The sequence below is a fragment of the Bacteroides timonensis genome, from assembly GCF_000513195.1.
GTDB classification, from domain to species: domain Bacteria; phylum Bacteroidota; class Bacteroidia; order Bacteroidales; family Bacteroidaceae; genus Bacteroides; species Bacteroides timonensis.
Genome location: NZ_CBVI010000150.1, coordinates 1 through 20,907 on the forward strand (window position 1 = coordinate 1; position 20,907 = coordinate 20,907).

At 41.7% G+C, this 20,907-nt stretch carries 25 protein-coding genes and 1 tRNA gene; 14 read left to right on the forward strand and 12 right to left on the reverse strand.

The genetic code is table 11. From position 1 onward, the window contains the following. The first annotated feature begins 149 nt into the window (after positions 1 to 149). From BN161_RS25580 to BN161_RS25590, 3 genes are read left to right on the forward strand one after another with little or no spacing between them, the layout of a single operon-like run. Positions 150 to 911 carry a methyltransferase gene (locus BN161_RS25580; RefSeq protein WP_044271702.1) on the forward strand — a complete coding sequence of 254 codons (762 nt, stop codon included), beginning with the start codon at positions 150 to 152 and terminating at the stop codon, positions 909 to 911. 39 nt (positions 912 to 950) lie between these two features. Next, the gene (locus BN161_RS25585) at positions 951 to 2,171 is read left to right on the forward strand and encodes an NADH:flavin oxidoreductase (protein ID WP_044271705.1); all 1,221 of its coding nucleotides are present in this window, start codon (positions 951 to 953) and stop codon (positions 2,169 to 2,171) included. Continuing rightward, the gene (locus BN161_RS25590; RefSeq protein ID WP_044271707.1) at positions 2,171 to 3,016 is read left to right on the forward strand and encodes an SDR family oxidoreductase; all 846 of its coding nucleotides are present in this window, start codon (positions 2,171 to 2,173) and stop codon (positions 3,014 to 3,016) included. The genes BN161_RS25585 and BN161_RS25590 overlap by 1 nt, the downstream gene beginning before the upstream one ends. A 55-nt stretch (positions 3,017 to 3,071) precedes the next feature. On the opposite strand, the gene pfkA is transcribed toward BN161_RS25590, so the two are convergent. From pfkA to porQ, 4 genes are all read right to left on the reverse strand, one after another. After that, complete coding sequence (gene pfkA, locus BN161_RS25595; protein ID WP_007659890.1) at positions 3,072 to 4,052, reverse strand: 6-phosphofructokinase; 981 nt, start codon at positions 4,050 to 4,052, stop codon at positions 3,072 to 3,074. A 100-nt stretch (positions 4,053 to 4,152) separates the two neighbouring features. Continuing rightward, positions 4,153 to 5,025, reverse strand: coding sequence for a 4-hydroxy-3-methylbut-2-enyl diphosphate reductase (locus BN161_RS25600; protein ID WP_044271710.1), 873 nt, complete (start codon positions 5,023 to 5,025; stop codon positions 4,153 to 4,155). Positions 5,026 to 5,153: 128 nt separating this feature from the next. Continuing rightward, positions 5,154 to 5,843, reverse strand: a complete 690-nt coding sequence (gene cmk, locus BN161_RS25605) for a (d)CMP kinase (RefSeq protein WP_044271712.1) — start codon at positions 5,841 to 5,843, stop codon at positions 5,154 to 5,156. Between the two features lie 22 nt (positions 5,844 to 5,865). Beyond that, entirely contained in the window at positions 5,866 to 6,831 is a 966-nt protein-coding gene (porQ, locus tag BN161_RS25610) for a type IX secretion system protein PorQ (protein WP_044271714.1), read from the reverse strand. 206 nt (positions 6,832 to 7,037) lie between these two features. Between porQ and BN161_RS25615 the strand changes: the two genes are divergently transcribed. The 9 genes from BN161_RS25615 to BN161_RS25655 all read left to right on the forward strand — a co-directional run bounded on the left by BN161_RS25615 (position 7,038) and on the right by BN161_RS25655 (position 13,004). Beyond that, positions 7,038 to 7,724 carry an energy transducer TonB gene (locus BN161_RS25615; protein WP_007210393.1) on the forward strand — a complete coding sequence of 229 codons (687 nt, stop codon included), beginning with the start codon at positions 7,038 to 7,040 and terminating at the stop codon, positions 7,722 to 7,724. A gap of 79 nt (positions 7,725 to 7,803) precedes the next feature. Then, entirely contained in the window at positions 7,804 to 8,778 is a 975-nt protein-coding gene (locus BN161_RS25620; RefSeq protein WP_007210394.1) for a polyprenyl synthetase family protein, read from the forward strand. Positions 8,779 to 8,796: 18 nt separating this feature from the next. Further along, positions 8,797 to 9,510, forward strand: a complete 714-nt coding sequence (locus BN161_RS25625; RefSeq protein ID WP_044271716.1) for a hypothetical protein — start codon at positions 8,797 to 8,799, stop codon at positions 9,508 to 9,510. After that, positions 9,507 to 10,286 (forward strand): TatD family hydrolase, encoded by a 780-nt coding sequence (locus BN161_RS25630; RefSeq protein ID WP_044271717.1) that lies wholly within the window; start codon positions 9,507 to 9,509, stop codon positions 10,284 to 10,286. The genes BN161_RS25625 and BN161_RS25630 overlap by 4 nt, the downstream gene beginning before the upstream one ends. Before the next feature lie 162 nt (positions 10,287 to 10,448). Further along, positions 10,449 to 10,536 (forward strand) — tRNA-Ser (locus BN161_RS25635). 79 nt (positions 10,537 to 10,615) lie between these two features. Beyond that, positions 10,616 to 11,419, forward strand: coding sequence for a MotA/TolQ/ExbB proton channel family protein (locus BN161_RS25640; protein WP_007210397.1), 804 nt, complete (start codon positions 10,616 to 10,618; stop codon positions 11,417 to 11,419). 5 nt (positions 11,420 to 11,424) lie between these two features. Continuing rightward, a complete protein-coding gene (locus BN161_RS25645) occupies positions 11,425 to 11,910 on the forward strand; it encodes a hypothetical protein (protein ID WP_044271719.1) in 486 nt (161 codons plus the stop codon). Between the two features lie 36 nt (positions 11,911 to 11,946). Further along, entirely contained in the window at positions 11,947 to 12,540 is a 594-nt protein-coding gene (locus tag BN161_RS25650; RefSeq protein WP_044271720.1) for an ExbD/TolR family protein, read from the forward strand. Next, positions 12,540 to 13,004: an ExbD/TolR family protein gene (locus tag BN161_RS25655; protein WP_007210400.1), complete on the forward strand. Its 465-nt coding sequence runs from the start codon at positions 12,540 to 12,542 to the stop codon at positions 13,002 to 13,004. Before BN161_RS25650 ends, BN161_RS25655 begins: the two co-directional genes overlap by 1 nt. Positions 13,005 to 13,063: 59 nt before the next feature. Here BN161_RS25655 and BN161_RS25660 read toward each other — a convergent pair whose 3' ends face one another. Both BN161_RS25660 and BN161_RS25665 read right to left on the reverse strand, forming a co-directional pair. Beyond that, positions 13,064 to 13,600 (reverse strand): GNAT family N-acetyltransferase, encoded by a 537-nt coding sequence (locus BN161_RS25660; protein WP_044271721.1) that lies wholly within the window; start codon positions 13,598 to 13,600, stop codon positions 13,064 to 13,066. Between the two features lie 31 nt (positions 13,601 to 13,631). Beyond that, positions 13,632 to 14,909, reverse strand: coding sequence for an IgA Peptidase M64 (locus tag BN161_RS25665; protein WP_044271723.1), 1,278 nt, complete (start codon positions 14,907 to 14,909; stop codon positions 13,632 to 13,634). A 252-nt stretch (positions 14,910 to 15,161) separates the two neighbouring features. On the opposite strand from BN161_RS25665, the gene BN161_RS25670 reads away from it, so the two are divergent. After that, positions 15,162 to 15,638 carry an Lrp/AsnC family transcriptional regulator gene (locus BN161_RS25670; protein ID WP_044271724.1) on the forward strand — a complete coding sequence of 159 codons (477 nt, stop codon included), beginning with the start codon at positions 15,162 to 15,164 and terminating at the stop codon, positions 15,636 to 15,638. A 3-nt stretch (positions 15,639 to 15,641) separates the two neighbouring features. On the opposite strand, the gene BN161_RS25675 is transcribed toward BN161_RS25670, so the two are convergent. The 6 genes from BN161_RS25675 to BN161_RS25700 all read right to left on the reverse strand — a co-directional run bounded on the left by BN161_RS25675 (position 15,642) and on the right by BN161_RS25700 (position 19,965). After that, the gene (locus tag BN161_RS25675; RefSeq protein WP_044271725.1) at positions 15,642 to 16,130 is read right to left on the reverse strand and encodes a dihydrofolate reductase; all 489 of its coding nucleotides are present in this window, start codon (positions 16,128 to 16,130) and stop codon (positions 15,642 to 15,644) included. Between the two features lie 18 nt (positions 16,131 to 16,148). Next, the gene (locus BN161_RS25680) at positions 16,149 to 16,943 is read right to left on the reverse strand and encodes a thymidylate synthase (RefSeq protein ID WP_044271726.1); all 795 of its coding nucleotides are present in this window, start codon (positions 16,941 to 16,943) and stop codon (positions 16,149 to 16,151) included. 124 nt (positions 16,944 to 17,067) lie between these two features. Next, positions 17,068 to 18,252 carry a cardiolipin synthase gene (gene cls / locus BN161_RS25685; protein ID WP_256141479.1) on the reverse strand — a complete coding sequence of 395 codons (1,185 nt, stop codon included), beginning with the start codon at positions 18,250 to 18,252 and terminating at the stop codon, positions 17,068 to 17,070. 219 nt (positions 18,253 to 18,471) lie between these two features. Continuing rightward, complete coding sequence (locus BN161_RS25690) at positions 18,472 to 18,801, reverse strand: DUF5056 domain-containing protein (RefSeq protein ID WP_044271728.1); 330 nt, start codon at positions 18,799 to 18,801, stop codon at positions 18,472 to 18,474. Then, positions 18,785 to 19,333: an RNA polymerase sigma factor gene (locus BN161_RS25695; RefSeq protein WP_044271730.1), complete on the reverse strand. Its 549-nt coding sequence runs from the start codon at positions 19,331 to 19,333 to the stop codon at positions 18,785 to 18,787. Before BN161_RS25695 ends, BN161_RS25690 begins: the two co-directional genes overlap by 17 nt. Continuing rightward, a complete protein-coding gene (locus tag BN161_RS25700) occupies positions 19,330 to 19,965 on the reverse strand; it encodes a DUF6249 domain-containing protein (RefSeq protein WP_044271749.1) in 636 nt (211 codons plus the stop codon). Before BN161_RS25700 ends, BN161_RS25695 begins: the two co-directional genes overlap by 4 nt. 592 nt (positions 19,966 to 20,557) lie before the next feature. Between BN161_RS25700 and BN161_RS25705 the strand changes: the two genes are divergently transcribed. Next, positions 20,558 to 20,893, forward strand: coding sequence for a hypothetical protein (locus tag BN161_RS25705; RefSeq protein ID WP_044271733.1), 336 nt, complete (start codon positions 20,558 to 20,560; stop codon positions 20,891 to 20,893). Positions 20,894 to 20,907: the final 14 nt, after the last annotated feature.

The window sequence follows — 20,907 nt, forward strand, 5'->3', positions numbered from 1 at the left end:
CCTATCACCTTACCGCCTTATCACTCTTTGTTCATAACCCTATATTTATGAAATAATTTGCTAACATATTTGTAAACTAATTAGGGCGAGGAAGTTTTCTTTTTCTCCCCTTTTTATATATCTTTGCCCATACTTAAATCGAAACAAGTATGGAACAAGGGACTTTTCAGCTATTTCTTGGTGCAATGAGCATCATCGCACTGTTTGTTTTTATTGCACTTTATTTTGTCAAAGCGGGATATGGAATGTTCCGAACTGCATCTTGGGGCATTTCTATCAATAATAAGTTGGCGTGGATGCTGATGGAGGCACCTGTGTTTATTGTGATGTTATTACTTTGGTGGAATTCAGCACGATATAATTCAATTGTTCCTTTAATTTTCTTTCTCTTATTTCAATTGCATTATTTCCAGCGCGCCTTTGTGTTTCCTTTCCTGCTGAAGGGGAAAAGCCGTATGCCGCTTGCTATTATGATGATGGGAATGTTGTTCAACCTCCTGAATGGCTTTATGCAAGGAGAGTGGCTCTTTTATCTGGCTCCTGAAACTCTTTATATGCCGGACTGGCTGAAGACTCCACAGTTTATTCTTGGAGTATTGCTGTTCTTCACCGGAATGGGAATCAACTGGTATTCGGATTATGTAATCCGCCATCTTCGTAAACCGGGAGATACGCAGCATTATCTGCCATCGCAGGGGATGTATCGTTATGTCACCTCTGCCAATTACTTTGGTGAAATTATAGAATGGGCAGGATGGGCTATATTGACATGGTCGCTTTCCGGACTGGTTTTCCTATGGTGGACAGTGGCTAACCTGGTTCCTCGTGCTAATGCTATCTGGCATCGCTATAAAGAAGAATTTGGAGATGCGGTAGGAAACCGGAAACGTGTTTTTCCGTTCCTATATTAATTTCTCTCACTTATAAATCACAAATCATTAATAATACTCATGAGCAAGTTATTTACTCCTGTAACTTTTGGCTCGCTGACTTTGCGGAATCGTACCATCCGCTCAGCGGCATTTGAAAGTATGTGTCCGGGTAATGCCCCTTCGCAAATGTTGCTTGACTATCATCGTTCAGTTGCGGCTGGCGGTGTTGGAATGACTACTGTGGCCTATGCAGCTGTCACCCAAAGTGGTTTGTCGTTCGACCGCCAATTGTGGATGCGGCCTGAAATTATCCCCGGATTAAAAAAACTGACTGATGCTGTACATGCCGAAGGTGCTGCTGCGGCTATCCAGTTGGGACATTGCGGCAATATGTCGCACAAAAGCATCTGTGGTGTTACTCCTGTCGGAGCTTCCACCGGTTTCAATCTTTACTCACCTACTTTTGTTCGTGGCTTGAAGAAAGAGGAACTGCCTGAGATGGCACGTGCGTACGGTCGTGCTGTGAATCTGGCTCGTGAAGCTGGTTTTGATGCCGTTGAAATACACGCCGGGCACGGATATTTGATTTCTCAGTTCCTTTCTCCTTATACCAATCGGCGTAAGGACTGCTTTGGTGGGCCCTTGGAGAATCGGATGCGTTTTATGGACATGGTGATGGAGGAAGTGATGAAAGCTGCCGGAACCGACCTGGCTGTATTGGTAAAAATGAATATGCGCGATGGTTTCCGTGGTGGGATGGAAATGGATGAGACTATGCAGGTGGCAAAGCGCCTGGAGCAATCGGGAGCTCATGCATTGGTACTAAGTGGAGGCTTTGTAAGTAAGGCTCCTATGTATGTGATGCGTGGTCAGATGCCTATACATTCTATGACTCATTATATGAATTGCTGGTGGCTGAAGTATGGAGTGCGAATGGTAGGGAAATGGATGATACCGACCGTTCCTTTCAAGGAGGCTTATTTCTTGGAAGATGCGTTGAAGTTCCGGGCAGAAATTAAGATGCCATTGGTGTATGTAGGTGGTTTGGTTTCGCGTGAGAAAATAGATGAAGTACTGAATGATGGTTTTGAAGCCGTGCAGATGGCACGTGCCCTGCTTAATGAACCGGGTTTTGTCAACCGCATGCGTGAAGAAGAGAAAGCGCGCTGCAATTGTAAGCATAGCAATTATTGTATTGCCCGGATGTATTCCATTGAGATGGCATGTCATCAACACTTGAATGAAGAACTTCCGGCCGGCTTGAAGCGGGAAATTACAAAAATAGAAGCAAAAGGATAATGAAACAGAAACTTGCAGTTATAACTGGAGCAGATGGCGGTATGGGAATGGAGATTACACGCGCTGTTGCCGCCGCCGGATATAAAGTCATTATGGCGTGTCGTGATCCGGAAATCGCAGAAGAGAAACGTCAGTTAATAATGCGGGAAACAGGAAATATAGCGTTGGAAATAGTACCGGTCAATCTCGCTTCTTTATCTTCCACGGCTTCTTTTGCCAATGAACTTCTTGAGCGTGGAGAAGCTATTACCTTGTTGATGAACAATGCCGGCACTATGGAAACGAAACGTCGTATTACCGAAGATGGATTGGAACGTACGGTGAGTGTCAATTATGTAGCTCCTTATTTATTGACTCGTAAATTGTTACCACTGATGGGAGAGGGAAGCCGGATTGTAAATATGGTATCCTGTACTTATGCCATTGGTAGACTGGATTTTCCTGACTTCTTTTTGCGTGGAAAGAAAGGCGCTTTCTGGCGTATTCCGATTTATAGTAATACGAAGTTGGCATTGACTCTGTTTACAATAGCTCTATCGAAGAAGGTGAAAGAAAAAGGAATTATTGTCAATGCAGCTGATCCGGGTATTGTTTCCACCAAAATCATTACGATGCATATGTGGTTTGATCCGTTGACGGATATCTTTTTCCGCCCTTTCATACGTACACCTCGTCAGGGAGCAGCGACAGCCATCAGTTTGTTGCTGGATGAAGATGCGGGAAAACGTACCGGGACATTGAATGTAAGTTGCCATCCTAAACAGCTCTCAGAGAAATTCTTTCATCATGTACAGATGAAGGAACTATGGGATAAGACAGAAGAAATTGTTGCAAAATGGCTATAATGCAAAAGCGCGGATGAATTTCATCCGCGCTTTTGTATATTTCACTATATTCTAATTAAATAGAGAGTTCTCTCAATACATTTACCAAGTCTTTCTTGATTGGCTTATCATTCTTTATAGCTTTTGTGAAAGGAACGTATACCACTTCGTCATGCTCAATACCGATCATTACGTTGCGTTGTCCTTCCATGATGGCATCGATAGCTGCCGCGCCGAGTCGGCTGGCAAGGATACGGTCGTGAGCGGTAGGACTTCCACCGCGCTGCAAGTGGCCAAGGATGGTAACACGTACATCGTATTGAGGATATTCATTCTTCACACGCTCTGCAAAGTGCATGGCTCCGCCTGTCAGTTCGCTTTCCGCAACAATTACAATACTGCTGTTCTTGGATTTGCGGAAACCGTTTTTGATGAATTCTTCCAGTTGATCGACTTCCGTACTGAACTCCGGAATGATAGCGGCCTCTGCACCTGAGGCAATAGCACCGTTCAAAGCTAGGAAGCCGGCATCACGTCCCATTACTTCCACAAAGAACAAGCGTTCGTGAGAAGTTGCCGTATCGCGAATTTTATCCACAGCGTCCAGAATGGTATTCAATGCTGTATCATAACCGATAGTCGTATCTGTTCCGTACAAGTCATTGTCGATAGTACCGGGTAATCCGATACAAGGTACATCAAACTCTTGTGCGAAAATACGTGCACCCGTCAATGAACCGTCACCACCAATGATAACCAAGGCATCAATGCCTTCTTTCTTCATATTATCATATGCAATCTGACGTCCTTCGGGAGTAGTGAACTCCTGACAACGAGCTGTTTTCAGGATAGTACCACCTAATTGTATAATATTACTTACGTTCTGGCTTTTGAATTCTTTGATTTCACCGGTTACCAGACCTCTGTAACCTCTATATATACCTTTTACTTGTAATCCGTTGTAAATAGCAGCACGTGTTACCGCACGAATAGCAGCGTTCATTCCCGGTGCATCGCCACCGGATGTCAAAATACCTATGCACTTAACTGTTCCCATAACAATCTTTTAGTTTGGTTTAAATAATCGACGCAAAGATAGCAAAAAGCTGAGGGCGTGATTCATATTTAACGTTAATTTGTTGTTTCAAAACGGTGACTTATTGTCCTGTAAGTCGCGATTGAATGGTCTTAGAAATTTCTTCCATCAGCCATTTGGGAGTGGAGGTTGCTCCACATACTCCGATAGAGGAAGCTCCGGTAAGCAGAGAACTGTCTATCTCTTCAGCACTGTCTATCAAGTGGGAATTTGGGTTGACTTTTTTGCATTCGCTGAACAACATTTTTCCGTTGGAACTTTTCTTGCCACTCACAAAGAATACCAGGTCGTGCGAAGCGGCAAATTTCCGTATGTTCGGAATTCGATTGGCTACTTGTCGGCAGATGGTGTCATAATATTCGAATGTGACATCAGGCGAGATATGTTCTTTGATATATTCTACGATTTTCTGGAATTCGTCCAATGACTTTGTTGTCTGCGAATATAAACGGATGCTTCTGGTGAAATCCAGTTTTTTAGCTTCTTCCAACTTTTCTATGACAATTGCTTCTCCGGTAGTTTGTCCTACTAAACCAAGGACTTCCGCATGGCCGGTTTTTCCATAGATAACGATTTGTTTGTCCTCGGTATCTTTTTGAGTATATTCTTGCTTGATTTTCTTTTGTAAGCGGAGTACTACCGGGCAAGTGGCATCAATGATTTCAATATTATTGCGGCGGGCAATTTCATAAGTTTCGGGCGGTTCTCCATGGGCACGCAGCAAAACTTTGGCATCGTGCAAATGATTAAAGTCATCATGATTGATAGTGATGAGGCCCATCTCTTTCAGGCGCTCCACTTCACGGCTATTGTGCACGATATCTCCCAGGCAATATAAAGTGCCTCCATTGGCTAGCTCTTCTTCAGCTTTATTTATTGCAGTGACTACACCGAAGCAGAAGCCGGAACCTTCATCTATTTCTACTTTTACCATAATATAATATGTTGATATAGAGATTGTAAACAGACCTTTGGAAGGGCTACACCCTTTACGGTCCAAGGCTACACCCTTTGTCTTGGATGGCTACACCTTTTACGGCATATGGCTACACCCTTTTTCCTTTATCTCTTAACGATCTTATTGAATTGCTCTTGCAACCATTCCTTTTGTTGAGGAATAGTCATGTCAGTATTGTCCAACAACAATGCGTCATCTGCTTTGCGAAGGGGGCTTACTTCCCTATTCTGATCGATATAATCCCGTTGCTTTACGTTCTCAAGTATTTCATCAAAACTGGCTTCTTGTCCTTTGGCCTTTAATTCATCATAGCGACGTTGTGCACGGATTTCGGGCGTGGCCGTTACAAATATTTTTAGTTCAGCATCTGGAAAAACCGTAGTTCCGATATCACGTCCATCCATGACAATACCTTTGGAATTGCCCATTGCTTGTTGCTGTGCTACCATTGCTTCGCGTACAAACCCTAAAGTTGCAATGGGACTGACATGGGAAGAAACTTCCATGCTGCGGATTTTATTTTCTACATTTACTCCGTTCAGATAAGTATCCGGACGCCCGGTCTCAGGGTTTAATTGAAAGGAGATATGGATATTATCTATTTCTTTTCGAAGTCTTTCCGTATCGATGTCATTTCTCTGAAAGATATCGTTTTCTATACTGTATAAAGTGACTGCACGGTACATGGCACCACTATCGATGTAGATGTAACCTATTTCACGGGCAAGGTCTTTTGCCATAGTACTTTTTCCGCAAGAGGAAAAGCCGTCGATTGCAATAGTTATCTTTTTCATATTTGAGTTATGTTATTATATATTATAAGGTATATGATAAATTAAAAATAAGTGAGGATGAACTCACATGATATTTGGCGTATGCCATTCCCAGTTTCAACCGCTTTAATTGAATACCTGTACCACAGGTGAAACCTGCCCAATGACTGGAACCGTTTATTTTCATTTCTTCTCCGCGGCGGAAATTATATCCGGCTGCCAGATAAAAGTTGTTGGTTGGTAGGAAGTCAATACCAAGGGCAATATGATTTAACAATTTCTTTCCGAAATTGTTTGCCGCTGTGGTTGAGGCACTCCAGTGTGTGAGGTCATGTAGGGTAAGGGAAAGCCGGAACGGAGCATGTGACAATCGTTTGCTGAACCCCAGTTGTACATCAACAGGTAATTTCTCATGCCGTTCCTCAAAGGCTTTAAGCTGTCCTCCCAGGTTGCGTGCAACGAGCGAGGCGGAAAAATCGGACTCCTGATGATAGTAGTTTAATCCCAGATCGATGCCGATAGCAAATGAAGAATATTTATCATAGTGGGAGTAAATGAAATTGGTGCGTACACCTCCACTCCAATAATCACTTAAATCATAGGTATAAATACCCGATATAGAGATATCTTTGGCGGAGAAAGTTCCGGTTTCAATATTTTCTTCAGTCGTTTCTTTAAGCTCCCCATAGTCTACATATTGTGCGGTTATTGCCCAGGTGGAACGCTCACCGGCAGTACGTGCAAATGCGGCTCCACCAACGTTGACACCATTCATGTAAAGCATGTAATTCAAGTTGAGAGTCTTATCCGCTACGCAGGAAAGAAGGGCCGGATTCTGGACAGCCATAGTCAAATCATCTTCTATAATAGAAATGTTTTCTCCACCCAATGCTGATGCATGGGCAGAAAAAGGGAGTTTCAGAAATTGAAAGGCGCTGGTTCCGTCTTGTGCACGTAAAACGGAGAAAATCAGGAGTAGTAGCGCCGTTATAAATGACTTTTTCAACATTTCATTTAAAATTATTGCCAAAGATACGGTATTTTTAAAATATCTCGTTACATTTGTGGCACAAAAGCACAGGTGTGCTTTCTGAAGGATAAAAAAAACAAAAATGGGTGCATATTGTCTTAAAAAAGATAGTACGGCTGAACGTTTTGCGGAAAAAGTACTATATTTGCCCAAAATGAGAAACACGTTAAAATAATATTATAATTATGGAAATTAAGAAAACACCTAAAGCAGATTTGGAGAACAAGAAATCGACTTGGATGCTTATTGGTTATGTTATTGTGCTTGCCTTTATGTTTATAGCATTTGAATGGACGAAGCGCGATATCAAGATTGATACAAGCCAGGCGCTTACTGATCTCTATTTTGAAGAAGAAATGGTTCCTATCACTGAACAGGAAGAAAAAGTAGCTCCTCCTCCTCCTGAAGTAGCTCCGATTAACGAAACGTTGGAAATCGTAGCGGATGATGCTGATGTGGAAGAAACAGTTATCGCCTCTTCAGAAGAAACAGGTAAGGCAGTAGAAGTAAAATATGTGCCTGTAACTGTTGTAGAAGAAGAACCGGAAGAACAAACCATTTTTGAGGTTGTAGAACAAATGCCTGAATTCCCGAATGGTGGTATGGCTGGTTTGATGCAATTCTTGAGCAAGAACATCAAATATCCGACTATCGCACAAGAAAACGGTACGCAAGGTCGTGTAACAGTACAGTTCGTTGTTAACAAGGACGGTAGTATTGTAGACGCCAAAGTCATAAGAGGTGTTGACCCGTATCTGGATAAAGAAGCACTTCGTGTGATTGGTACCATGCCGAAATGGAAACCTGGTATGCAGCGCGGTAAACCGGTACGCGTTAAATATACGGTGCCTGTAATGTTTAGATTGCAGTAATACGTTATCTATATAAAAAGGAGGCTGCTTTTGGGCAGCCTCTTTTTATTCCCACTATTCTCCTAAATTTACTATCATTATGTTTACAGCTTCCGAGCTTCTCGAAAATTTTAATTCTCATATTGCTGGCTTACAATTTACGCGTACTCCGAAAGGATTGTATGCTCCGGTAGAATATGTATTATCTATGGGTGGAAAAAGAATTCGCCCGGTGTTAATGTTGCTGGCTTACAATTTGTACAAGGAAGACGTGACCCGTATCTATGCTCCGGCCACAGGTATCGAAGTTTATCATAATTATACCCTTTTGCATGATGATTTGATGGATCGTGCGGATCGCCGTAGAGGAAAAGAAACCGTCCACAAAGTTTGGAATGATAATACTGCTATCCTTTCGGGAGATGCGATGTTGGTGCTTGCTTATCAGTTTATGGCAGAATGTCCTTCGACTTTTCTGAAAGAGGTTATGGATCTTTTCAGTTTGACGGCACTTGAAATTTGTGAAGGCCAGCAAATGGATATGGAGTTTGAGCAGAGGAATGATGTAACTGCAGAAGAATATCTGGAGATGATTCGTCTGAAAACTGCCGTGTTGTTGGCGGCGAGTCTGAAGATTGGAGCTCGTTTGGGGGGCGCTTCGGTAGAAGACGCTGATCGTTTATATGATTTTGGTATGCATATAGGTGTTGCCTTCCAGTTGAAAGATGATTTGCTGGATGTATATGGCAATGCTAAAGTGTTTGGAAAAAATATAGGTGGGGATATTCTCTGTAATAAAAAAACATATATGCTGATTAAAGCATTGGAGCATGCGAATGCGGATCAGCATAACCAGTTGAATAGCTGGATAAACGCAGAGACTTTCCAGCCGGCAGAGAAAATTGCAGCTGTGACGGAACTGTATGACCGGATTGGTGTAAAAGCAGTTTGCGAAAATAAGATATTGGAATATAGCAACCGGGCAATGGAAAGCCTTGCAGCTGTTAGTATTGCAGAAGAAAAAAAAGAAGAACTGAAAAAGATAATAGAAAATTTGATACACAGAGAAGTTTAACTGTACTTTTTTGTAACTATGCCTTATAGAAGATTACCAAATACAGACCAGGCGAGAATACGGGCACTGAAAGCAGTGGTTGCAAAAACTGATACCCATAACCTCTATGATTTGGCAGTTTCTTTAAAGACGTTGACTGAAGCCCGGAATTTCTTGATGAGATTTGAAGCTGCCCAATCGTATTATGCCCAGTGCTTTGAACGTCAGTCGCAAGCAGGGCGTAAGCATCAGGCCAATGTTAAGATGGCTCGTCTGTATATCTCTCATTTCATTCAGGTATTGAACCTGGCTGTTATTCGCTCGGAAGTGCGTGCAGCCCATAAATCTTATTATGGTTTGCCGGCTGATAGTTCAAATGTACCGGATTTATCGACGGAGGCAGCCTTGGTGGAGTGGGGGCGAAAAATTATAGATGGAGAAACCAAGCGGACTTCTCAAGGGGGGATTCCTATTTATAATCCTACTATTGCGAAGGTTAGAGTTCATTATGATATTTTTACAGATAGTTATGATCGACAGAAAAATTTGCAGGCTTTAACTGCCCGTAGTTTAGATTCTCTTTCTGCTATGCGAACTACTGCAGATGAATTGATCTTGGATATATGGAATCAGGTGGAAAAAAAGTTTGAAGATGTTGCTTCCAATGAAAAACGATTGGAATTATGCCGTGATTACGGGCTGATTTATTATTATCGTACTGGTGAGAAACGAATAGAAAAAGTAAACGAATGAGATTGATAGATACACATTCCCATCTTTTTTTGGAGGAGTTTTCAGAGGATTTCCCACAGGTTATTGAGCGTGCACGTGCTGCCGGAGTTACTCATATATTTATGCCCAATATTGACAGTACGACTATTGAAGCAATGCTGTCAGCCTGTAGCGTTTATAAAGGATACTGTTTTCCTATGATTGGTTTGCATCCTACTTCTGTCAATGCCAATTATGAAAAAGAATTGGAAATAGTTGCTCGCGAATTGAAGTTTTCTAAGGAATATGTTGCTATAGGGGAGATCGGCATGGATCTTTATTGGGACAAAACTTACCTGAAAGAGCAGCAAATAGTACTGGATAAACAAGTCAACTGGGCTTTGGAATATGATCTTCCTGTAGTAATCCATTGCCGGGATGCCTTTGATTATATATATAAGGTGCTGGAACCTTACAAAAAGACTCCTTTAAGAGGAATATTTCATAGCTTTACAGGAACGGCAGAAGAAGCCACCCGCGTATTGGAGTTTTCCGATTTCTTCATTGGAATTAATGGTGTGGTTACTTTTAAGAAGTCCCACCTTCCGGAAATTTTGGCAGGAATACCATTAGAAAAGATTGTTCTTGAAACAGATTCTCCTTATCTGACTCCAGTTCCGAATCGTGGTAGGAGGAATGAAAGTGCCTATGTGAAGGATACTTTGATGAAGGTTTCTGAAATTTACGGGATGTCTCCTGAGGCTGTTGGAGACGTTACTTCGGAAAACGCTTTAAAAGTGTTTGGAATGCTCAAATAACATCGGAAAGATTTTAAAGTTTATTAATTTTGAGATTTTATTAAAGATAAAACGGGGAGAATGAAGGGCAAGAACGAAAAAAAGAATACATTTGTAGCTGAAAACGCTTGTGGTTCGCATTTTTTTTGTAATTTGCAGCCGTTTTTGAAAGAGGCCTCTATTGGAGAGATGCTCGAGTGGTTGAAGAGGCACGCCTGGAAAGCGTGTATACCTCTAAAGGGTATCCGGGGTTCGAATCCCCGTCTCTCCGCAGGATGAAAGAAAAAACAAAAACAATAAATGAATATAATAAACAAATTAATTAATTAATCTTAAAAATTAGACACACAATGAAAAAGTTATTTGCAATTGTTGCTGTGATGGGAGTCTTAACATTTGGCTCAACTCAACTTGCTCAGGCTCAAGATGCTCCTGCAGCGGAACAAACAGAACAAGCTGCTCCTGCAGCTCAGGCGGCTCCTGCCGGTGATGCTACTGTAGAAGCAGAAGAAGGCGGTATTCACAAGGAAATTAAAACTAAGTTTATTGAAGGTACTGCATCTTTCATGAGTTTGGTTGCTATTGCTTTGGTTATCGGTCTTGCATTCTGTATTGAACGTATCATTTATTTGAGCTTAGCTGAAATCAACACAAAGAAGTTCTTGGCTGCTATTGAAGCTGCTTTGGAAAAAGGCGACGTAGAAGCTGCTAAAGACATCGCACGTAGTACAAGAGGTCCTATCGCTTCTATTTATTACCAAGGCTTATTGAGAATCGATCAAGGTCTTGACGTAGTTGAGAAGTCAGTCGTATCTTATGGTGGTGTACAAGCTGGTTATCTGGAAAAAGGTTGTTCTTGGATTACGCTGTTCATCGCAATGGCTCCGTCTTTGGGATTCTTGGGTACTGTAATCGGTATGGTGCAGGCATTTGATAAGATCCAACAAGTAGGTGATATTTCTCCGACGGTTGTAGCAGGTGGTATGAAAGTTGCCTTGATTACAACTATCTTCGGTTTGATCGTTGCTTTGATTCTGCAGGTATTCTATAACTATATCCTGTCTAAGATTGAGGCTTTGACCAGCGAAATGGAAGACTCTTCTATCACTCTGTTGGACATGGTTATCAAATATAACTTGAAATACAAAAAATAAGAGAAATGGCTAAATTATCATATAGAGTATCATATTATGTACTGTATGTTTTGTTCGCTGCTATTTTAGTGGTATTGGGCTTATTCTACTTTGGTGGAGATGCTCAGGGCGATGCAAAACTGATAGGTGTTGACCCCGAAATGTGGCAACCTGCACAGACAGATAGTCTGCTATACTTAATGTATGGTTTGTTTGTTTTGACTGTTATTGCAATGGTAGCTGGTTTTATTTTGCAGTTTGGTAGCGCATTAAAAGATAATCCTGTAAAAGCTCTGAAATCACTGGTAGGTGTTATTTTACTGGTTATTGTAATGATCGTTGCTTGGTCTATGGGTAGTGGAGAACAGATGAATATACCAGGTTATAGTGGAACAGATAATGTTCCGTTCTGGTTGAAGGTTACTGACATGTTCCTGTATACTATTTATTTCTTACTGGGAGCAACGGTTCTTGCAATGCTTTTCAGTAGTATTAAAAAGAAATTATCATAATCGATTGAGGGAACTCAATCTAATGGAGTAATTACAATGGCAAAAGGAAAAAGAAAAGTTCCTGATATAAACTCAAGTTCTACAGCGGATATCGCTTTCCTATTGTTAATCTTCTTCTTGATTACGACTTCTATGGATACGGACCGTGGTTTGGCAAGACGTTTGCCGCCACCACCCGAACAAGACCAAAAGAAGGACGATTCGGATAAGGTTAAGGAGCGTAACGTAATGACAGTCTTCCTGAACATGAACGACCAGTTGATGTGTAGTGGAGAATATGTTAGTATAGATCAGTTGAGAGATAAAGCAAAAGAATTCATTGCCAACCCGTATAATGATGAGTCTAAACCGGAAAAGCATGCGAAAGACATTCCTTTCTTCGGGACTATGCAGATTACGGAAAAGCATGTAGTTTCTTTGCGTTGTGACCGTGGTTCTTCCTATAAAGCATACTTAGCAGTTCAGAACGAATTGGTAGCTGCTTATAATGAGTTGAGAGATGAATTAGCTCAGGAAAAATTTGGAAAGAACTATGCAGCTTTGGGCGAAGACGAGCAAAAAGCAATTCGTGATGTATATCCTCAGAAGATCTCTGAGGCAGAACCTAAAAAGTACGGAGAAAAGAAGTAATGGGAAAATTTAATAAGACTGGTAAACGCGAAATGCCTGCGTTGAATACTTCTTCTCTGCCTGACCTTATCTTTACTTTGTTGTTCTTCTTTATGATTGTAACAACAATGCGTGAGGTAACATTAAAGGTTGAGTTTAAGGTTCCGCAAGCTACTGAGTTGGAAAAACTGGAAAAGAAATCTTTGGTTACGTTTATCTATGTAGGAAAGCCTACAGCTGAGTTCCGTAAGAAACTGGGTAATGAAAGTCGTATCCAATTGAACGACAGCTATGCTGAAGTTGCTGAAATCCAAGATTATATTATTGGTGAACGTGCCAGTATGAAGGAAGAAGATCAACCGCAGATGACTGTTTCTTTGAAAGTAGACCAAGATACGAAAATGGGTATCGTAACAGATATCAAAGAAGCTCTTCGTAAAGCTTATGCATTGAAACTTAACTATTCTGCGCAGCCGCGTCAGTAAGAAGTTAAATCAAACTATATAAATAAAGGGTGCTTATTTGAATAGGCACCCTTTATTTTTTATTTTTGTACGTTATATACTTCCCGATATATAGAGTTTTTTACTGTTTCAAAATCCCTTTCACACTCTAAATTTCCGTGTGCCATAAGTAGCATGGGTAAATAATCATCCCCGGGTCTGTATGGAGGCTGAAGATATGGTTTCTCCCAAAGAGCAAATCCTTGGCGCTTGTAGAAATTAATACGCCTTTGGGCCATTTCTTCTTCCGGCATTTCCACTTCCAGAACAATAGGATGTTGAAGCAACTCGCATAAATGATTTAAAACGTTCTTTCCATGTCCACCATTACGCTGGGCCGGATCAACAGCAAAGTGTTCTACGTAATAGAATTTGCCGAAATCCCAATAGGTAATGAATCCTACAGGAGTATCATGGTGGAAAATAATATTGTTATAGAAATGAGGTTTGCTATCAGTGTACAGGCGCAGTTCTTCTAACGGTCGGTATTCTTCAGGCGGGAAGGCGGCGGTTATTAACTGTTCCATGTACTCATACAAAAATCCATCAGCGGTGCTGATACGTTGAAGTCTGATCATAATGTTGGTCTTTAAAGTTTAGTTTCTCTTATTATTTGGTATAAAAATCAATGAGTCTTTGCAGTGATCGTTGGCATACCGGGCAGAATGTTGAATATTCATTGGTGCGCATACGGCAGTTATCAGCGGGACGGAATATGCCTTTGGCTGAATATCCACCTCCTTCATATACTCCTACCGGATACTTTGCCTGTTCGTTGACAGGGGTAGGAATAGGAGTACCTTTAATGAGCATGTCTTCCCATTTAGAAGCGAAATCGATACGGGTACTTATGTTTTGTTCCCAAGGTTCTATATCCAATGGGTAGGTATCTGTCATGACATCATCGTTGTAGAAATATTCATCGGCCAACCCTCCGAAACTGTGTCCGAACTCGTGTACAACTACCGGGCGGAACATTGGGTGATGAGCTGTAGTCAGGGTATAAGCATTATAGATGCCACCACCTCCATACTCTTCAGTATTGGCAAGAATAATAATGTGTTCATATGGTATTCCGGCCAAAGCATCGTGTATGGATTTGACACGACGGGTAGTTAGATAACGGTCAGAATAGAATGTACTGAAATGGGAATTAAAGGCTGTATGTTTCCATTCTCCCAAACGGGGAACACTCACCCCTGTGTCATCAGATGGGCTGGCAACAGCTACAATATTGAAGCGATCTTTCATACTCTTGAACGGTTCGTGTGCGAATAGGCTTTCACAGGCGATTTCCGCATCCTGATAGAATACGTTCATCTCTGCAGGAGTATATCCTTCGGCAAGAATGGCCACGTCAATGCACTTGTCAGTTTCACCATTCTTTAGCAGATATTTATGTGGAGTGATGTGTGCAGTTCCTTTCTGATGAATAAGTATATCATTAGGGCGTACAGTGTGCGTCAGATGTGTACGCACTTCTTTTCTCGGGCTTAACAGGGTGATCTCTATTTCCACAGGACGGAGCGGGTAGGGTAGTAGGAAGGTATTTTCAAATCCTTTGGTGACAGCTTTGGCTTCGTCCGTTTCCAGCCACTCTTGAAAGAGGGAAGAGAAAGAAGTAGTATAGATTGTCTTTCCACTTTCCAAATCCTTCATGATGATTTGTCCATTACCTTGCAAAGGTAATTCAGCTAAATGATGACGCCTTCCGGCCCATGATGGAAGTACGGACAGTTCATCCAGACATACATTCTGGCGGGCAGCATTTCCTGTAAAGATATAATCAATACGCAATGTTTTATCGGCAAAATACTCAGTATAGTTTTGCGCATGACCTATTGTAACCATCAGTAAGCACAATGCAAGTACAAGATATTTTTTCATAACAATCTAATTTTGTAGTTATAGGCAAAGATAATGCAAATTGAGCGCAGAACTTTCATGCTCGCATGAAAAGTTATGCCGAGATGCAGCTTATCTTCTTTTCACCCTGTTTATCGTAACTGTGGGTTTATTCATTTTTTAGCAAGAAAAGTAATAAATCGTATTTTTATTGGGAAAAATTTCGCTAACTTTGCACATTATCGTATGAGAATACGGTGAAGCAATCGTTATTTATTAATCATAAAATTAGAAATGGGACATCATCAATTGGATACTTTAGACGAGCAAATACTGAAATTGATTGCAGATAATGCCCGTATTCCTTTCCTGGAAGTGGCGAGAGCTTGCAATGTTTCCGGTGCAGCCATACATCAACGCATACAAAAATTGACGAATTTAGGTATCTTGAAAGGTTCGGAGTACGTCATCGATCCGGAAAAAATCGGTTATGAGACTTGTGCCTATATTGGCATTTATCTGAAAGATCCGGAATCTTTTGACGCAGTGACAAAGGCACTTGAAGCTATTCCCGAAGTTGTGGAATGTCACTTTACGACGGGTAAATATGATATGTTTATTAAACTTTACGCACGCAATAATCATCATTTGCTGAGCATTATCCACGATAAATTACAGCCGTTGGGGTTAGCGCGCACAGAAACACTAATATCCTTCCATGAAGCCATAAAACGGCAGATGCCAATCATGGTGGAGGTGGATGAAGATTAGGAATTACTTACGGATATAATCCACAAATGCATAGGGGCAGGGATGTTTCTCGTCAACAAGATGAGATTCCCTGCTTTTTTCATGCCATATTGCGGACTCTACAGCAGGGAAGTAAGCATCTACCTGAGGTGCTTCTGCATCGATTTCCGTCAGGCAAAGCATGTCTGCCAATGGCATTGCCTGTTTATATACACTTGCTCCGCCGATAATATATACTTGTTCCTCAGGTTGACAGCTTTGCAAAGCTGCTTCGAGGGTAGGGAATACTTCTGCACCGGGGCATTGAGTTGCAAGATTGGATGAAAGCACCACATTCCTTCGGTTGGGCAGTGCGCCTTTAGGCAGGGACTCGAATGTTTCTCTTCCCATGATGATGGTGTTTCCTGTGGTCAATGCCTTGAAACGTTTTAAATCATTGGGAAGCCAGAATAACAATTTATTTTGGAAACCGATTCCTAAGTTGCGGTCTACGGCGGCGATGATACTAATCATGATTGGATGTATGATTTGTTAAACAGAAACTTTACCTGCTATATGCGGATGTGGATCGTAATTTACCAATTCGAAATCTTCATATTGGAAGTCGAAGATGCTCTTCACGTCCGGGTTTATCTTCATTTGCGGCAACGGACGTGGTTCGCGGGAAAGTTGCAGTTTGACCTGCTCCAGATGATTCAGATAAATATGCGCATCACCGAGCGTATGAATGAAATCCCCTGCTTTCAGCCCGGTCACTTGTGCCATCATCTGCAACAGTAGGGCATAAGATGCAATGTTGAAAGGTACACCGAGGAAAATATCCGCACTTCGTTGATAGAGTTGGAGGCTCAACCGTCCGTTTGCCACATAGAATTGAAAGAAAGCATGACAGGGAGGAAGATTCATGTTGCTAATATCTCCCACATTCCAAGCGCTGACAATGATGCGGCGGGAATCCGGATTATGAAGAATTGTTTCTACAGCCTCACTGATCTGATCGATGGAACCACCTTTGTAGTCAGGCCAGGAACGCCATTGATAACCGTAAATATGTCCCAGATCACCATTATCATCCGCCCATTCGTTCCAAATGCGAACACCATGATCTTGCAGATACTTGGCATTGGTATCTCCATTCAGGAACCATAGCAATTCATATATAATCGATTTCAGATGCAGTTTTTTGGTGGTGAGGCAGGGAAAGCCATCATCCATATTGAAGCGCATTTGATGTCCGAATACGCTGATTGTACCGGTTCCGGTACGGTCTTCCTTGTGTACGCCCTCGGTTAATACCCGATTGAGCAAGTCTAAATATTGTTTCATGATTGCAGATTACGAATTATAAACAACAAAAGGGACAATCTTTTTTGCCTCGCCAAAGGTAACTAAACTTCGGCAGATAGCATAGAATAATTCTTAATTAAAAATTAGAGGAACGGCGGTATAATTAAAGGAACGGTGTCATTAAGTTACCCACCCAACCTACAAACTTCTTCCATCCTGAACGCTTTTTCCAAACTTCGGGAGTCAATAGCGTACTATTCTTTTTATCCCGTTCAAACATATCATTCAACTGGTGAGTGATTGTAGGATCGAAAATAAACGCATTCGTTTCAAAGTCATATCGCAGACTGCGGCTATTCAGATTGGCCGTACCCACAGTACAGAAATTCCGGTCTACCATCATAATCTTGGAATGGTGGAAGCCTCCGTTAAAGAGATAAACTTTTGCCCCTTTCTTCATCAGCTTGTGTACGATATAGAAAGATGCTTCCGGGGTGAAAGGAATATCAGAAACGGCAGGTATCATGATTTCCACTTCAGTACCTTTTTTTAATGCATATTTAATGGCCTTCCGGATGGATTTGGTTGGTACAAAGTAGGGGTTCACAATCTGTATGCTATGTTGCGCTGCTCCAATGGATGCTGCATAAGCGTGACTGATGGAGCGGGGAGTTTCCCTTGGTGTACGGTCTACTATGGCTATTTCTTCGGCTATACTGTCGGGGAGTTGCGGTATATCCGGAAAGTAAACGGGGCCTCCGACGTGCTGTTTAGTCTCCTGGTTCCACATAGTGAGGAAGATACCTTGCAGATAGCGCACTGCATCTCCTTCGATACGCATGTGCATGTCGTGCCATTGACCGATTTTGGGCAGTCCCGTGATGTAATAGTCGGCTATATTCATACCACCGGTATATCCTATTTTGCCGTCAATCACTACGATTTTCCTATGATCGCGATGCATGGCATGATTGATCCATGGGAAGGTGATCGGGTCAAATTTCACTATTTCAATGCCCCGGTCACGAATTGCTTTCAGGTGATGTTTCTTTAATGGTTTATTATTAGACCAGTTACCGAAAGCATCGAAGAGAGCACGGACTTCCACACCTTCCTGTACTTTTTCAGCCAGTAAGTCGAACAGGGCATTGGCTATGGAGTCATTGCGGAAATTGAAGTATTCCAGATGAATGTGATGTTTGGCGTGGCGTATTTCTTCGAAGAGATCCAGAAACTTCTCCCGTCCGCTCATCAGAAGCTTTACTTCATTGTTGGCGGTAACCGGAATGCCTTGTTGTTGTAGATAATGCATCACGAGCGAGTCACTGGTAGCAACTTGCGCGTGAATATTTCCTATAAATAATGCAGATGATAATATGATGAATAATATTTTCCTCAAAACTTCTTACGCTTAGTTAGTTTTCTAATTGAGTCGGCAAAGATACAATTTATTGATGAGAAATGTTTGCTCAGTTAAAAAAAATTAGCCCTTGACCTGCAAAATGCAGGCAAGGGCTAATTAAATTATTGTAAGGGCAAACGGATTTATTGCAAGAATAAATGAGCTTTATGCTAAAGAACAAATCTTGCGATATCCTAAGTAGGCAAGTACTACTGCCGCTATGATCAGTGATTTGGGATCAAGTTCCGCTGCACCGCTTTGTACGGCACTGGTGAAAGTCTCGCGTAAGGCACCCAGCACCAGTTGCAAACCGTCGAGAACAAAGAACAACACTACGGCAAGCGTAAAACAGAACAAGCTCCACAACTGCGAAATCCGGTAATACCGGTCGGGCAGGTGGTGCATCACGCGACGGCTGAAGCCGTTATCTTCTATCTCTTTCCGATTGTCAGAGAAGAATTGCTGCAAAAGTTTATCATCAGTTGTTTCCGTCATAACCATTTTGTTTTAAGTAGGTAGCCATTTTTTCTTTTGCCCGCGAGAGGTGGCTTTTGACTGTTCCCGCCGGGCATCCCGTGATACCTGCAATCTTTTCGATGCTCTGATCTTCCATGTAGAACAAGGTGATACAGGTTCGTTCCATTTCTTTTAGTGTCGCCAGTGCCCGGTAAACGTCCATCTGTTGTCCTACGTCATCCTGGTTGGTATTCCAGCGGGTATCCACTTCTCGGGTGTCGAGGTCGGCTGTATCCTTCCGACTGCGAAGATAATCATAAAATACATTATACGCAATGCGGTAGAGCCAAGTGGAGAAGTTGGATAAGTTTTTGAATGAAGCCAGGTTGGTGTAGGCTTTGATAAACGTGTCCTGCGCCAGGTCGTCACTCAATTCGTTGTCGCCGCAAGTCAGGTTGAGGAAGAACCGTCGCACGGGCGACTGGTACTTTTTCACCAACTGGTCGAAGGCCCTGGTGTTGCGAAACACCACGACCTGCGCGACTAACGATATATCGTTGAGCTGGCTCATCTCTCCCGGTTGTCCTTTTTATTAGAGTCTTGCGTATAATAGATAACTAATTGTCCGAATCCGGTGAACATGATCAGCAGTCCGACACAACCTACTCCAAAGTTCTCGGTAATGGCCCAGAGGAAGATGAACAATCCGATGCCGATGAAGATGTTTTTGATACCTTTGGTACGGATATCTTCTGTTTTCTCCGCATTCTTGAAGAAGTCTTCAGGCAGTTGTTGACCGCTCGAAAGTGCTTGTTCTGCAAGGCGGTATTTGGCTTTTCGATTTTTGTAATTGAAGAAGAATACCGTAAAGACGATGAGTAGCGGCAGACCGAAGATGAAGACGATGGCAGTAACTGAAATGATGGTTTCAGAGGTTTTTCCACCTAAATCGAAGTCCCAGTTCCAACCACTGCCGTTGTGGTGTTTCCATCCTTTATCGCTTTTGCTGTCTGAACCACTGCCTTCGTAGGTCATGATGCTGAGCGTATCGGTTACTGTCTTTCCGTCGATGGTAGTATCGCGCAATTCAATCACGCGTTTTTTGTTCCCCAGACTGTCGTTTTCTGTAACCGTTCTGTTTTTTGCCTGTACCAGTGAACATAATGTCATGGCGGCGATGAGTGCTAAAATTATCCGTTTCATAATCATATTTTGTTTTATCTTTTATTGTTTCTTTGTGTGTTAGACGTATCATGTCAGTTAGAAAGTTGCAAAGAGACGATATTTTTTTTAGAAAATCGATACTATGCGGCATTATTTATTAGGATATTCAGCTTACGGGGGGATATATCCGTTGCTTAAAGGAGGCTGGTATTTTCGTTGAAACAAGCTATTGGCGGAGTTGCAAGAAACTAATATCTGATGTGCTACCAACTAATATCTTGGATACTAGAAAATATTCTTACTATAAATATATAGGTTTCTTACAACAATTATAGAAGTTTCTTACATTAATTATAATAGTATATTACAACAGTTATTGTAAGAATAATAATTAGGCAACGAGTTATTAGTTGGATGCGGTGCGGAGATTAGTTGTTAGGAGAGCAGGGATTAGTTTGTAGGCAGATTCTTTTTCCATTTGCGGGATTTATTTAATCATTATATAGCGTCTCGGGCTTCTTGTACTAATAAGATATAGGTATTTTGGGAGTAAATCCGGTTAAAACAACTAAATGCGGTTGCTTCTTATTGTAATTAGTGTTACTTTCGCAAATCTATATTAAAACGCTTTTTGGAGAAGTTACGGAATATATTGAAATGGTTCCTTCCTTTATTATTTATCGCATATTTAGGAGGTATTACACTGTTTACTCACTCGCATGTGGTAAATGGGGTAATTATTGTACATTCCCACCCGTTCAAAGGTGAACATAGCCATACGGAAGCGCAGGTTGAAACGATATTCTTCCTTTCTTCTTTTGTAGCTTCTTCTCTACCTGCTATTCTTTTTGCCGCATCGGCTTTCCTTATTTTATTGCGTGTACTGAGTGTTCCGGCTGTAGAACATACCAAGTGCGTGCGAGTTCGTTGCGGCATCAGTCTGCGTGCACCACCTGTAGTTCATTGACAATAGGAATTCCC